Source organism: Caldimonas sp. (genome assembly GCF_046291045.1).
Taxonomy (GTDB): Bacteria; Pseudomonadota; Gammaproteobacteria; order Burkholderiales; family Burkholderiaceae_C; genus Caldimonas.
This window is the reverse complement of record NZ_JBKBSL010000021.1, coordinates 1-13,022: the sequence shown is the minus strand read 5'-3', so window position 1 is coordinate 13,022 and position 13,022 is coordinate 1. Positions and strand designations below refer to the sequence as shown.

Annotated in this window: 15 protein-coding genes; 8 read left to right on the top strand and 7 right to left on the bottom strand. The window is 67.1% G+C overall.

Annotated elements, in window-relative coordinates; genetic code table 11:
* The first annotated feature begins 291 nt into the window (after nt 1–291).
* Both ACK4ZD_RS09330 and greB read left to right on the top strand, forming a co-directional pair.
* Nucleotides 292–504, top strand: coding sequence for a hypothetical protein (locus ACK4ZD_RS09330; protein ID WP_409660815.1), 213 nt, complete (start codon nt 292–294; stop codon nt 502–504).
* A gap of 24 nt (nt 505–528) precedes the next feature.
* The gene (gene greB, locus ACK4ZD_RS09325; RefSeq protein ID WP_409660812.1) at nt 529–1,095 is read left to right on the top strand and encodes a transcription elongation factor GreB; all 567 of its coding nucleotides are present in this window, start codon (nt 529–531) and stop codon (nt 1,093–1,095) included.
* Here the strand turns inward: greB and ACK4ZD_RS09320 are convergent.
* The 4 genes from ACK4ZD_RS09320 to ACK4ZD_RS09305 all read right to left on the bottom strand — a co-directional run bounded on the left by ACK4ZD_RS09320 (nt 1,089) and on the right by ACK4ZD_RS09305 (nt 5,280).
* Nucleotides 1,089–3,362: a RelA/SpoT family protein gene (locus tag ACK4ZD_RS09320; RefSeq protein ID WP_409660809.1), complete on the bottom strand. Its 2,274-nt coding sequence runs from the start codon at nt 3,360–3,362 to the stop codon at nt 1,089–1,091. The genes greB and ACK4ZD_RS09320 overlap by 7 nt on opposite strands.
* Before the next feature lie 128 nt (nt 3,363–3,490).
* Nucleotides 3,491–3,694, bottom strand: a complete 204-nt coding sequence (gene rpoZ, locus ACK4ZD_RS09315; RefSeq protein ID WP_409660806.1) for a DNA-directed RNA polymerase subunit omega — start codon at nt 3,692–3,694, stop codon at nt 3,491–3,493.
* 37 nt (nt 3,695–3,731) lie between these two features.
* Nucleotides 3,732–4,352, bottom strand: coding sequence for a guanylate kinase (gene gmk, locus ACK4ZD_RS09310; protein ID WP_409660804.1), 621 nt, complete (start codon nt 4,350–4,352; stop codon nt 3,732–3,734).
* A 13-nt stretch (nt 4,353–4,365) separates the two neighbouring features.
* Complete coding sequence (locus tag ACK4ZD_RS09305) at nt 4,366–5,280, bottom strand: YicC/YloC family endoribonuclease (protein WP_409660801.1); 915 nt, start codon at nt 5,278–5,280, stop codon at nt 4,366–4,368.
* 28 nt (nt 5,281–5,308) lie between these two features.
* Here ACK4ZD_RS09305 and ACK4ZD_RS09300 point away from each other — a divergent pair, with 28 nt between their 5' ends.
* From ACK4ZD_RS09300 to ACK4ZD_RS09275, 6 genes are all read left to right on the top strand, one after another.
* A complete protein-coding gene (locus ACK4ZD_RS09300) occupies nt 5,309–6,277 on the top strand; it encodes a serine/threonine protein kinase (protein WP_409660798.1) in 969 nt (322 codons plus the stop codon).
* Nucleotides 6,278–6,302: 25 nt separating this feature from the next.
* The gene (locus ACK4ZD_RS09295) at nt 6,303–7,214 is read left to right on the top strand and encodes a PP2C family protein-serine/threonine phosphatase (protein ID WP_409660796.1); all 912 of its coding nucleotides are present in this window, start codon (nt 6,303–6,305) and stop codon (nt 7,212–7,214) included.
* Between the two features lie 62 nt (nt 7,215–7,276).
* Nucleotides 7,277–8,002, top strand: coding sequence for a ribonuclease PH (gene rph, locus ACK4ZD_RS09290; protein WP_409660793.1), 726 nt, complete (start codon nt 7,277–7,279; stop codon nt 8,000–8,002).
* Nucleotides 8,003–8,010: 8 nt separating this feature from the next.
* Nucleotides 8,011–8,640 (top strand): RdgB/HAM1 family non-canonical purine NTP pyrophosphatase, encoded by a 630-nt coding sequence (rdgB, locus tag ACK4ZD_RS09285; protein ID WP_409660912.1) that lies wholly within the window; start codon nt 8,011–8,013, stop codon nt 8,638–8,640.
* Complete coding sequence (gene hemW, locus ACK4ZD_RS09280) at nt 8,633–9,859, top strand: radical SAM family heme chaperone HemW (RefSeq protein ID WP_409660790.1); 1,227 nt, start codon at nt 8,633–8,635, stop codon at nt 9,857–9,859. Before rdgB ends, hemW begins: the two co-directional genes overlap by 8 nt.
* 87 nt (nt 9,860–9,946) lie before the next feature.
* Nucleotides 9,947–10,324 (top strand): response regulator, encoded by a 378-nt coding sequence (locus tag ACK4ZD_RS09275; RefSeq protein WP_409660787.1) that lies wholly within the window; start codon nt 9,947–9,949, stop codon nt 10,322–10,324.
* Here ACK4ZD_RS09275 and ACK4ZD_RS09270 read toward each other — a convergent pair.
* Genes ACK4ZD_RS09270 through ACK4ZD_RS09260 form a run of 3 tightly spaced genes read right to left on the bottom strand, consistent with a single transcriptional unit; the run spans nt 10,311 to nt 12,993 of the window.
* The gene (locus ACK4ZD_RS09270; protein WP_409660784.1) at nt 10,311–11,399 is read right to left on the bottom strand and encodes a chemotaxis response regulator protein-glutamate methylesterase; all 1,089 of its coding nucleotides are present in this window, start codon (nt 11,397–11,399) and stop codon (nt 10,311–10,313) included. The genes ACK4ZD_RS09275 and ACK4ZD_RS09270 overlap by 14 nt on opposite strands.
* Nucleotides 11,400–11,412: 13 nt before the next feature.
* Nucleotides 11,413–12,126: a chemoreceptor glutamine deamidase CheD gene (gene cheD / locus ACK4ZD_RS09265; protein ID WP_409660782.1), complete on the bottom strand. Its 714-nt coding sequence runs from the start codon at nt 12,124–12,126 to the stop codon at nt 11,413–11,415.
* A gap of 48 nt (nt 12,127–12,174) precedes the next feature.
* Nucleotides 12,175–12,993 (bottom strand): CheR family methyltransferase, encoded by an 819-nt coding sequence (locus ACK4ZD_RS09260; protein WP_409660909.1) that lies wholly within the window; start codon nt 12,991–12,993, stop codon nt 12,175–12,177.
* Nucleotides 12,994–13,022: the final 29 nt, after the last annotated feature.

The window sequence follows — 13,022 nt, the reverse complement described above, 5'->3', positions numbered from 1 at the left end:
GGCGGACCGGGTCGAGGTACAATATTGGGCCGTTCACGGAGCGCAGCACACCGTCGGGATGCCCCTGCCGACGAGCCGTGGTCCTTGGGCCTTTGCCCTGTGAACGAAGGCGCGGCACGGCCCTGGCGTCGTGCCTTCCTGTCCCCAACCGGCCGCATCCCGGCCTTGCGCACCGACAGCTCGCATGCCCGGCCCCCTGCGCCGCCCTGGCGTTCCGGTTCATCCCGGCGCGGTGGCTGGCGGCGTGGCGTGTGCGGCCTGCATTCGGCGCGATACCGAAGGCTTCCAGTCATGAGCAGCAAACCGGTTACCACCAAGATCAAGGAAGATGGGCTGCGCTACCGCTCCAAGGTGGGCGGCTCGCCCTTCGTGGGCAACGGCAACACCCGCTCGTGCTTCAAGTGCGGCAAGCACCGCACGCCCGACCAGTTGCAGCCCAAGCGCGTGCTGGGTCGTACCGAGATGGTGTGCAAGCCCTCCTGCAAGGATCTCGAGAAGTCCTGAGTCCCACCGCCTGTCGGGGGTGAGATGAGCAAGGCGTTCACGAAGGAAACCGACAACACCGACGAGGACGACGCGCCCGAACGGCCTGCGTTGCCCCAAGGCACGCGCAACTACATGACGCCTCAGGGCTATGCCCGGCTGCGCGCCGAGCTGGTGGCGCTGGTCAACGATGAGCGGCCCAAGGTGGTCGAGGTGGTGTCCTGGGCGGCTTCCAACGGCGACCGCTCCGAGAACGGCGACTATCTCTACGGCAAGAAGCGGCTGCGCGAGATCGACCGCCGCATCCGCTACCTCACCAAGCGCCTGGAGATCGCCGAGGTGGCCGATCCCTCCATCCACCACGGCAAGGACCAGGTCTTCTTCGGCGCCACGGTCACCTATGCCAACGCCCGCGGCGAGGAGCGCACGGTGACGATCAAGGGCATCGACGAGGTCGATCCCCTGCAAGGGGAGGTGAGCTGGGTTTCGCCGATCGCGCGGGCCCTGCTGCGCGCCCGCGAGGGCGATGAGGTGTCCTTGGTCACGCCCGCCGGCGTGGAGAGGATCGAGATCCTGCAGGTGCGCTACCCGGCACCCGGGGCCTCTCACTGAGACTTGACGCGCGCCACCCGCAGCACCAGCGGTGAGCGCTTGAGCGTGCGCAGCACCTGGGCCAGGTGGATGCGGTCACGCACCGACAGCAGCAGTTTCAGTTCGGTGGTGGACTGCCCGGGGTCGTGCCCCATGTCGATATGGGTGATGTCGGCCTCGGCCTCGCTGACGGCTTGGGCCACCTTGGCCAGCACTCCCTTTTGGTTGAGCACCAGCAGCGTGACGGCCGTGTCGAAGCTGCGCACGAGCTCGTCGGCCCATTCCACGGCGATCCAGCGCTCGCTGTCGCGCTGGTACAGGCGTTTGCCGACGTTGCACTCGCCGGTGTGCACCACCAGCCCTTCACCCCGGCCCAGGTAGCCCACGATCGCATCGCCCGGGATGGGGCGGCAGCAGGTGGCCATCTGCACCGTGCCGCCTTCGCTGCCGTCCAGGGTGATCATGGCCTGCGCGGGGGTGATGTCGTCGGTGAGATAGCGGCTCATCGACAAGGTCAGCGCGTCGGGCTTCGTGCCGGTCTCGACCAGCAGTTTGGCCAGGCGCTTGGCCACGATGGTGGCGATCTTGCGGCCCAGACCGATGTCGATCAGCAGTTCACGCTTGTTGCGATTGCCGCTCCACCGGATCAGCGCCTGCCACAACGCGGTGGCCGGGCCGTGGGTTTCGTCGCCGGCGGGCATGTGCAGTCCTTCGCCGCGCATGGCCTGCGCCAGCAGCTTCTCGCCCAGATCCAGCGACTCCTCCTGCTTCATGTTCTTCAGGTAGTGCCGGATCTTCGAGCGAGCCCGGCCGGTGCGCACGAAGCTCAGCCAGGCCGGATTGGGCCGCGAGACCGGGGCGGTGATCACCTCCACCACGTCACCGCTGCGCAGCTCGGTGCGCAGCGGCACCTGCTCGCCGTTGACCTTGGCGGCGACGATGTGGTTGCCGATGTCGGAGTGGATGGCATAGGCGAAGTCGACCGGCGTGGCCCCGCGCGGCAGCGCCAGGATCTTCGACTTGGGCGTGAAGACGTAGACCGCATCGGGGAAGAGGTCGACCTTGACGTGCTCGAGGAACTCGGCGGCGTCGCGCGTCTCGTCCTGGATGTCCAGCAGCGACTGAAGCGACACCGTGCCCAGGCGCTGCGCCTCGGTGGCCTCGGCGGCATCGCTGGCCTTGTATAGCCAGTGGGCCGCGATGCCCTTCTCGGCCACCATGTGCATCGCCTCGGTGCGGATCTGGAACTCCACCGCGGTGCCCAGCGGGCTCACCAGCGTGGTGTGCAGCGACTGGTAGCCGTTGGCCTTCGGAATGGCAATGTAGTCCTTGAAGCGCCCCGGCATGGGCTTGTAGAGCTGGTGCAACACCCCCAGGGCCAGATAGCACTCCGGCAGAGTGTTGACCACAATGCGGAAGCCGAAGATGTCGCTCACCTGCGCGAAGCTGAGGTGCTTTTCGCGCATCTTGGTGTAGATCGAGTAGAGCGTCTTCTCACGGCCGTAGATCTGGATCTTCAGCGAGGATTCGGCGAAGGCCTTCTCCACGTCGGCCTGGATGCGGTTGACCAGGTCGCGTCGGTAGCCGCGGGCCTTTTGCACGGCCTTGCTCAGCGCCGCGTAGCGCCAGGGCAGCAGGTGGGCGAAGGACAGTTCCTGCAACTCGCGGTAGACCTGATTCAGTCCCAGCCGGTGGGCGATGGGGGCGTAGATGTCCAGGGTCTCGCGGGCGATGCGCCCGCGTTTGGCCGGCGGCATGGCCTCCATGGTGCGCATGTTGTGCAGCCGGTCGGCCAGCTTGATCAGCACGACGCGCACGTCGCGCGCCATCGCCAGCAGCATCTTGCGGAACGATTCCGCCTGGGACTCCTCGCGCGTGGAGAACTGCAGCTTGTCCAGCTTGGTGAGCCCGTCCACGAGCTCCGCAGTGGCGGTGCCGAAGCGTTCGGCCAGTTCGAGCTTGGTGGCGCCGCTGTCTTCCATCACGTCGTGCATCAGCGCCGCCATGATGGCCTGGGCGTCGAGCTTCCACTCGCTGCACAGGCCTGCCACCGCAATGGGGTGGGTGATGTAGGGCTCGCCGCTGGCACGGAACTGGCCCAGGTGGGCCGCATCGGCGTACTTATAGGCCTCGCGGATGCGCCGGATGTCGGCTTCGTCGAGGTAGTCGAGCTTGTGGGTGAGCGCCGCGAAGGAGGCCGCCGCGGCATCGGCATGAGCAGGCGCCACCGCCTCGGAGCCGGGCGGGCGCTTGCTGGCGACGACGGGAGCGGCGGATCGGGCGGCCATGACAGGAATTTAGCGCGGATTGTCCCCCGTTGCCTGTCGGCGGCCGAAACGACCGCGCCCGATACGGGATCGGGCGCGATGCGACGGGGGTGCCAAGCGGTCCCGCCGCCGCGGAGGCGGGACGCGGGTCAGATCGGAACCTTGCGCAGCATCTCCAGCCCGATCTCGCCGGCGGCGATCTCGCGCAGCGCGGTCACGCCCGGCTTGTTCTTCGTCTCGATCTTCGGGGCATGCCCCTGGCTGAGCATGCGGGCGCGATAGGTGGCCACCAGCACGAGCTGGAAACGGTTCGGGATCTTCTTCAGGCAGTCTTCGACGGTGATGCGGGCCATGGACACTCCAAAGGGCGCGCTGGGGGGCGCCTTGTGGTCAGCTCAGGTTGAGGGCCTCGAAAACGGCTTTCCTGGCGCGACGCTGGGCGACGTACTTGAGCCGCTGCGCGTGCACGATGGCTTTCAGATCGAATAGAGCCGTCTCGAAGAGGGCATTGATTATAACGAAGTCGAAATGCCGAGCTTGGGCCACCTCGGTGCGGGCGTTGGCCATGCGCGTGGCGATCACATCCTCGCCATCTTCGCCGCGGCGGCGCAGGCGCTGCAGCAGCTCCTCCCAGCTTGGGGGGAGGATGAAGATCAGCACGGCGTTGGGGAAGAGCTGCTTGATCTGCAGTGCGCCTTGCCAGTCGATCTCCAGGATCACATCGTCTCCGGCGGCCATGCGCGCCTCGATGGCCGAGCGCGACGTGCCGTAGAGGTTGCCGTGCACGCGGGCCCACTCGAAGAACTCGCCGCGTTCGATCATGGCCTGAAACTCGGGCTCGGTGATGAAGTGGTACTCGCGTCCATCCACCTCCTGCCCCCGGGGCGCGCGGGTGGTGTGCGAGACCGAGACGTTGAGGCGGGAATCGAGCTCCAGCAGGGCCTTGACCAGGCTGGACTTGCCCGCCCCGCTGGGGGCGGCGACGACGAAGAGGTTGCCGGGGTAATCCATCTCGGATCCTTTGTCATTCGATGTTCTGCACCTGTTCGCGCATCTGCTCGATGAGCACCTTCATCTCTACGGAGATCTGCGTGAGCTCCAGCGCGGCCGACTTCGAGCCCAGGGTGTTGGCCTCGCGGTGCAGTTCCTGGATGAGGAAGTCGAGCCGCTTGCCGATCTCGCCTCCTTTGTCGAGCAAGCGCTCGATCTCGTCCAGGTGCGCCGACAGGCGCGAGAGCTCTTCGGCCACGTCGATGCGCAGGGCATAGGCCGCTGCCTCGCTCAGGGCGCGTTCGCGCAGCGCCTCGGCGCTCATGCTCTGGGTGGCGCCGGCCGATTCCAGAGCTTGCTGCCAGCGCTCCAGGAAACGCTCTTGCTGGCGCTGCACCACCTGGGGCACCAGCGGGGCGGCTTGAGTGGCCAGTTCGCGCAGCTTGACGACGCGCTCCATCAGGATGGACACCAGGCGCTCGCCTTCACGGGCGCGGGCATCTTCCAGTGCTTCGAGGCACTCGCGTGCAGCGACCAGGGCGGCCTCGTCCAGGCGCTCACCCCCTGAGCTGCCCTTGCACCACTGGAGGGCTTCGTGCACAGACAGCGGCTGGGCGCGGGGCAGCCAGGTCTGCACCGTCGCTTCCAGCCGGGCCAGGCGCCCCAGTTGGTCGGGCTGCGGCCGAGGCCAGGCATCGTCGGCCTCCCGCTGGGCGTTCAGCCGCAACTCGACCTTGCCGCGCCGTAGCCGGGACGTGAGCAACTCGCGCAAGGCGGGCTCCAGGGCGCGCAGTTCGTCGGGCAACCGGAACGTGAGGTCCAGGAAGCGGCTGTTGACCGAGCGCAGCTCGACCGTGATGCCAGTGCCGCGCACGGGGGCTTCACTGCCCTGGGAACCCTGGGCTCGCGAGGACGCGCTCGCGTAGCCGGTCATGCTGTAAACTGCCATCGCACCTATCGCATTGCAAAATTCGATTATGTCAAAGCCCAAACCTTCCCCGTTGCCGCCGGGCACCGTGGTCGGTGGTTACCAGGTCATCAAGAAATTGGCGGCCGGGGGCTTTGGCGTGGTCTACCTGGCCGAAGATCAAGAAAAGCGCCTGGTGGCGCTGAAGGAATACCTGCCGTCCTCGCTGGCCGAGCGCGCTCCGGGTGAGCTGGCCCCGCGGGTCAAGCCCGAGAAGCAGCCGCTGTACCGTCTGGGCCTGAAGAGCTTCTTCGAGGAAGGCCGCTCGCTGGCCCAGATCTCGCACCCCAGCGTGGTCTCGGTGCTCAATTTCTTCCGCGAGAACGAAACCGTCTACATGGTGATGAACTACCTGCAGGGCGACACCCTGCAGGACTTCATCGTCACGGCCCGCGAGCTCAAGCGCGACAAGGTCTTCCGCGAATCCACCATCCGCTCGCTGTTCGACGAGATCCTGCGCGGCCTGCGCATCGTGCACCAGCACAAGATGCTGCACCTGGACATCAAGCCGGCCAACATCTTCATCACCAACGACAACAAGGCGGTGCTGCTCGACTTCGGTGCGGCACGCGAGGTGCTGAGCAAGGAAGGCAACTTCATCCGGCCGATGTATACCCCGGGCTTTGCCGCGCCCGAGATGTACCGGCGCGACGGCACCCTGGGCCCCTGGACCGACATCTACGCGATCGGCGCGTGCATCTATGCCTGCATGCAGGGCTATCCGCCCAACGACGCGCCGCAGCGTCTGGAGAAGGACCGGCTGGCGCTGTCGCTCTCGCGGCTGCGCAACATCTATTCGGACAACCTGATCGAGGTGACCGAGTGGTGCATGGCGCTGGACCCGCTGTCGCGCCCGCAGAGCGTGTTCGCGCTGCAGAAGGAGCTGGCGCGGGAGACCGAAAGGCGCTACACCAAGCTGAGCTTCAGCGAGCGCCTGAAGCTGCAGCTCGAGAACCTCAAGGGCGGCAAGCCGGCCTGAGGGCGCGGCCATCAGCGAGGACGACATGAGGTTTTCGGTCTACCAGGTCAGCCGCAAGGGCGGTCGCGAGAAGAACGAAGACCGCATGGGCTACTGCTACACGCGCGACGCGGGCCTGTTTGCGCTGGCCGATGGCATGGGCGGTCATCCCGAGGGCGAGATGGCCTCGCAGATCGCGCTGCAGACGATGGCGGCGCTGTTCCAGCGCGATGCCAAGCCCGTGCTGAAGGACCCGATCCGCTTCCTGCACGATGCGGTGATCGCCGGCCACCACCAGTTGCTGCGCTATGCCACCGAGCGGGCCCTGATCGACACCCCGCGCACCACGGTGGTGGCCTGCGTGTTGCAGAACGGGGCGGCGTACTGGGCCCATTGCGGCGACTCGCGCCTGTATCTCGTGCGCGGCGACAAGCTGATCGCACGCACGCGCGACCATTCATACTCTGAGCTGCAGGAAACCCTCAACGGGGTGGTCGGGCTGGGTGAACGCTTCAACCGCAACGTGCTGTTCACCTGTCTGGGCAGCCCGGGCAAGCCGGTGGTGGACACGGTGGGCCCGCTGCTGCTGCATCAGGGCGATCGCATCCTGCTGTGCTCCGACGGCCTGTGGGGCACCCTGCCCGACCAGGTCATCACCGACCAGCTCGCCACCCGGCCGATCGCCGACGCGGTGCCCGAACTGGTGGAGATGGCACTGCGCAAGGCCGGGGCCAAGAGCGACAACGTCACCGTGCTGGCGGTGGAGTGGGAGTCCTCGGAGGACGACGACTCCACGCGGGCGATCTCCACCCAGACCCTGGGTGAGGAGGTCTTCGCCTCGACCATCCAGGCCAGCGTGCTCGGCCAGGAACCCGACGAGCTCGACGAGGCCGAGATCGAGCGCTCGATCCGCGAGATCAACGAAGCCATCAGGCGCTCGTCGCAGAAGAAGGGCTGAGCCTCCTTCCGGCCGCGCCCCCGGCCGGGGGACAATAGCGGATTCAACGAGGATCCCTTGCCATGCCGTTCCAGAGAACCGCGGGCCGCGCCCACGATGCGCTGCGCCCTGTGAGCATCACCCGACACTACACCAAGCACGCCGAGGGCTCGGTGCTGGTGGCCTTCGGCGACACGAAGGTGCTGTGCACCGCCTCGGTCGAGGAACGGGTGCCGCCGCACAAGAAGGGCAGCGGCGAGGGCTGGGTGACGGCCGAGTACGGCATGCTGCCGCGTTCGACGCACACGCGCAGCGACCGCGAGGCCGCGCGCGGCAAGCAAAGTGGGCGCACCCAGGAGATCCAGCGCCTGATCGGCCGCTCGATGCGCGCGGTCTTCGACCTGGCCAGGCTCGGCGAGCGCACCCTGCAGCTCGACTGCGACGTGCTGCAGGCCGATGGGGGCACGCGCACCGCGGCGATCACGGGGGCCTGGGTGGCCGCGCACGATGCCGTCTCCTGGCTGCTGCAGCGCGGCCTGATCGAGGACTCGCCCCTGCGAGATGCGGTGGCGGCCGTCTCGGTGGGCCTGGTGGAGGGGGTGCCGCTGCTGGATCTGGAGTACGTGGAGGACTCGGCTTGCGACACCGACATGAATGTCGTGATGACCGGCAGCGGCGGCTTCGTCGAGGTGCAGGGCACGGCCGAGGGCGCCGCCTTCACGCGCGCCCAGATGGATGCGATGCTCGCGCTGGCCGACAAGGGGATCCGCGAGCTGCTGGCCGCCCAGCGTGCGGCCCTGGGGTTGTGAGCCCTGCCATGCGTGTGGTGCTGGCGTCCAACAACGCGAAGAAGCTGCGTGAGCTCGATGCGCTGCTCGGCGGCCTGGGCCTGGAGCTGGTGCCGCAGGGCCGCCTGGGCATTGCCGAGGCCGAGGAGCCGCACGACAGCTTCATCGAGAACGCGCTGGCCAAGGCGCGGCATGCGGCGCGCGCCAGCGGCGGGCCGGCCCTGGCCGACGATTCCGGGCTGTGCGTGGACGCGCTGGGCGGTGAGCCGGGTGTGCATTCGGCGGTGTTCGCCCCCGCGCCGGTCCTCGAAGGCGACCGCGAGATGCGGCGCGCGGCCCAGGACGCCGCCAACAATGAACGGCTGCTGAGCCGTCTGCAGGGCGTGAGCCATCGTCGGGCGCGTTTCGTCAGTGTGCTGGTGGCCCTGCGTCATGCCTTCGACCCCGAGCCTTTGGTGGCGATGGGCCGGTGGGAGGGGCAGATCTTGGAGGCACCGCGCGGACAGGGTGGCTTCGGCTACGACCCGTTGGTCTACATCCCTGCGCTGGGCCGCAGCGTGGCCGAACTGGATGCCGCCACCAAGAATGCCCACAGCCACCGTGCGCTGGCCGCGCAACGGCTGCGCGAACTGATGCGGGAGGTCTGGGGCCGTGGCTGAGTCTCCGGTCTCGCCGGCCGATGCGGCGCAACGCTACCTGCGAGAAGGCACGCTGCGCCTGGCCTCGCTGCCGCCGCTGTCGCTGTATGTGCACCTGCCCTGGTGTCTGCGCAAGTGTCCGTACTGCGATTTCAATTCTCACGAATGGGGCGGGTCGGCGTCGGCGCTGCCCGAATCGGCCTACCTGGATGCGCTGCGAGCCGACCTGGAGGCGGCCTTGCCGCTGGTGTGGGGGCGCAAGGTGCACAGCGTGTTCCTGGGTGGCGGCACACCCAGCCTGTTTTCGCCCGAGGCCATCGACCGGCTGCTGGGCGATGTGCGATCGCTGCTGCCGCTGGAGGCGGGCTGCGAGGTGACGCTGGAGGCCAACCCCGGCACCTTTGAGCGCGACCGCTTCCGTGGCTATCGCCAGGCCGGGGTGACGCGTTTGTCGGTGGGAGTGCAAAGCTTCGACGACGACAAGCTACGACGTCTGGGCCGGGTGCACGACCGCCGGCAGGCCCTGGCCGCGCTGGAGGAGGCCCGGGCGTGCTTCGACACCTTCAACCTCGACCTGATGTATGCCCTGCCGGGGCAGACACTCGATGAGCTCGAGGCCGACCTGGCCCAGGCGCTGGCCTTCGAGCCACCGCACCTGTCGGTCTACCACCTCACGATCGAGCCCAACACCTATTTCGCCAAGTACCCGCCGCCGGTGCCGGACGAGGATCTGGCCTTCGAGATGCTGGACCGCATCACCGATCGCACCGCGGCGGCCGGGCTGGAGCGCTACGAGGTCTCGGCCTACGCGCGGCCCGGGCATCGCTGCGTGCACAACCTGAACTACTGGAGCTTCGGTGACTATCTAGGCATTGGTGCTGGTGCGCACAGCAAGCTGAGCTTTCCGCACCGAGTGGTGCGACAGGTCCGCTACCGCGAGCCGGCGCGCTACATGTCGGCGGCCCGCGACGGGCAGGCGGTGGCGCAGGAGCACGAGGTGGCTCGTCAACAACTGCCTTTCGAGTTCATGCTCAATGCCTTGCGCCTGAAGGACGGTTTCGAGCTGGCGCAGTTCGGTCAACGCACGGGTCTGCCTTTGTCGGCGATCGCCCCAGGACTGGACGAGGCCGAGCGTCGGGGTTTGCTGGCGCGTGACTGGCAGCGCGTGTGGCCGACTGCCAAGGGCTTCGACTTTCTGAGCGACTTGCAGGCCTTGTTCCTGGAAGACCCCCTCGATTGAGAGGTTTCACAAGCTCCGAGGCTTGACCCCAGGGGTCTGCGTGGCAGCATGCAAGCCTGAGTCGCATCGCATCGGCCGGTCTCTGTCATGAACCTTCCTTCCGCTGCCTCTGGCGCTGTGCGCGTGCTGCTGGTCGAGGACGACCGCGTGCAGCAGTTGCTCGTGTCCACGCTGCTGGAGCGCGAAGGCTGTCTCGTCGATCTGGCCGAGGATGGGCACGAGGCGCTGGCGCTGTGGCAGGAGCATCGCCACACGCTGGTGGTGACCGATTGCCGCATGCCGCGCATGGACGGATATGCTTTCACGCAGGCCTTGCGGGCCTTGCCGGGGGGAGATTCGGTGACCGTGGTGGGAATGAGTGCCGACACCGACGATCGGGTGAGGGCACGTCAAGCCGGCATGAATGCGCTGCTGGACAAGCCGTTGACGGCCTCGGCGGTGGCGCAGCTGCTCAGACGCGGTTGAGGCTCAGGCCGGCGGTGTTGCGCAGGTACTCGATGAGGTGGGGAGCGATCCGCGGCAGCGGCAAGACTTCGTGCACTGCGCCGGCGGCAATGGCCTCTCGCGGCATGCCGAACACGACGCAAGAGGCTTCGTCCTGGGCCACGCAGTAGGCCCCGGCGTCGCGCATTTCGCGCATGGCTTTGGAGCCGTCGGCCCCCATGCCGGTGAGCATCACGCCGATGGCATTGGGGCCTACGACCCGGGCCGCGGACTTGAACAGCACCTCCACCGAAGGCATGTGCCGGTTCACCGGTTCGCCCACTTGCACTCGAGCGATGTAGTTGGCACCAGAGCGTTCGACGCTCAGGTGCTGACCCCCTGGGGCGATGTAGGCATGGCCTGGCAAGATGCGCTCACCGTCCTGGGCCTCTTTCACGACGATGCGGCACAGGCCATTCAGGCGCGCTGCGTAGCTTTTCGTGAAGCCGGCAGGCATGTGCTGGGTGATGACCACCGCCGGAGCGTCGGCCGGCAAGGCGGTGAGCAATTCCCGAGTGGCTTCGGTGCCGCCGGTGGATGCGCCGATGAAGATGATCTTCTCGGTGGAGAGACGTCCCAAGCCCGCGGAGGCGGCAGGGCGGTGGTCGGCGGCCGGGCCGGACGCCGTGGCAACGGGCGTGTGGAGCTTGCGAACCTGCGCCTTGGCGGCCACGCGGATCTTCTCGGTGATCTCCTGGGCGAGCTGCTGCAGTCCGTCGGCGATGCCGATCTTGGGTTTGGCCACGAAATCCACGGCGCCGAGCTCCAGCGCCCGCAGCGTGACTTCGGCGCCACGCTCGGTCAGCGTGGACACCATCACCACCGGCATGGGCCGCAGGCGCATCAGCTTGGAAAGGAAGTCGATGCCGTCCATGCGGGGCATCTCCACGTCCAGCGTGATGACGTCAGGATTGAGGTTGCGGATCATCTCGCGCGCGGCGTAAGGGTCGGCCGCGGCGCCGACGCACTGCATGTCGGGCTGGCGGTTGATGATTTCGGTGAGCAGGCTGCGCACGAGGGCCGAATCGTCGACCACCACGGCTCGGATCTTGGACATGGCTTGCGCTTTCTCAGAACAAGTCGATGGAGCCGGCGCCGCTGGCCGGCGGCACCACTCGCTGGCTGGCCGCGCGTTCCTGGGCGATCAGGGCTTCGGGGTTGCTCGGGGCCAGGCGTTTGACCATGGCCTTGCCGCTGGCCGGCAGGAAGCAGACCTTGCGCGGGTAGATGTCGAGCACGTCTTTGGACACCACCGGAATGCGCTCGGTGTGCAGGTACTGCAGCACGAAGTCGGTGTTGCGCTGGCCCACATTGAGCGTGTTCATGCCGCTGATGACCTGGCCGCCGCCGAAGACCTTGGCCTCTAGCGTGCTGCGCGTGGCGCCGCGCTTGAGCAGTTCGTTGATCAGCAGCTCCATCGCGAAGGAGCCGTAGCGTCCGCTGTCTTGCGCACCGGCGGCCTCGGGCAGCATGAAGTGGTTCATCCCGCCCACGCGGGCGTTTCGATCCCACAGGCACGCGGCGATGCACGAACCCAAGGTGGTCATGATGAGCAGGTCTTCGTCGTGGACGAAGTACTCGCCCGGCAGCACCTTGACCGCCTCGGACTTGAAATGGGCGTCATAGAAGAAGAAGGAGGCTTCGCCCGGCTTGCGCGGCGCGGCCTTCAGTGCGGCCAAGCGTGAACCTGCGGGGGCACCGGACGCGCCACCCAATCCCCCGGACAGGCGGGGGGCAGGGGCTTCGGCGCTGGGGAGGGGGCTGCGGACAAGCATGGTCGTCATTTCGGCAGAAGCGGGCCTGGCTTGAGACGGCGGCGGTCATTGGCGACTTCACAGCCGGCGGTACACGGTCTTGCCTTGAAGCTGGAAGAGGTCGCGCGAATCGGTGAAGTTCTCCGAATGGCCGACGAAGAGCACAGCGCCGGGCCGCATCACCGCGTGCATGCGTTCGAGCACCTTGCGCTGCGTGGGAGCGTCGAAGTAGATCATCACGTTGCGGCAAAACACGATGTCGAAAGGATCCCCTAAGGACCATGTCGTGCTCATGAGGTTGAACTGACGAAAATCGATCAGCCGACTCAGTTCAGGCTTGACACGGATGAAGCCGGCGTTGGCGCCGGTGCCGCGCAGAAAGTGACGCTTGAGGCGATCGGTAGACAAGCCCCGGACCTCTTGCGAGTAGATGCCCCGGCTGGCCACCGCGAGAACCTTGGTGTCGATGTCGCTGGCCAAGATGCGCACGGCCGGCGACGGACCGAGGGTCTCGATCACCGTCATGGCGATCGAGTACGGCTCTTCCCCCGTGGATGCGGCGTTGCACCAGATTCGAACCGACCGGCTCGCACTCATGCGTTTGAGGTGCTCGGCCAACACCGCGAAGTGATGTTCTTCGCGAAAGAACGCAGTCAGGTTGGTGGTGAGGCAGTTGACGAACTCCTGCCACTCGGCCTCGGCCAGTGGGCCCTGGGCCTGTTCCAGCCATTTCAGGTATTCGGCGAACGAGCGGTGACCGGTCTCGCGCAGGCGGCGGGAAAGCCGGCTGTACACCATGGCTTGCTTGCCGTCATGAAGGCTGATGCCGGCGCGCTGGTAGATGAGTTGGCGCACCCGCTCGAAGTCGTGCCGGTCGAAGCTGAACTCGCGCTGGATGTCGGCAACCTGGGCCGCGGCTTCGAGCG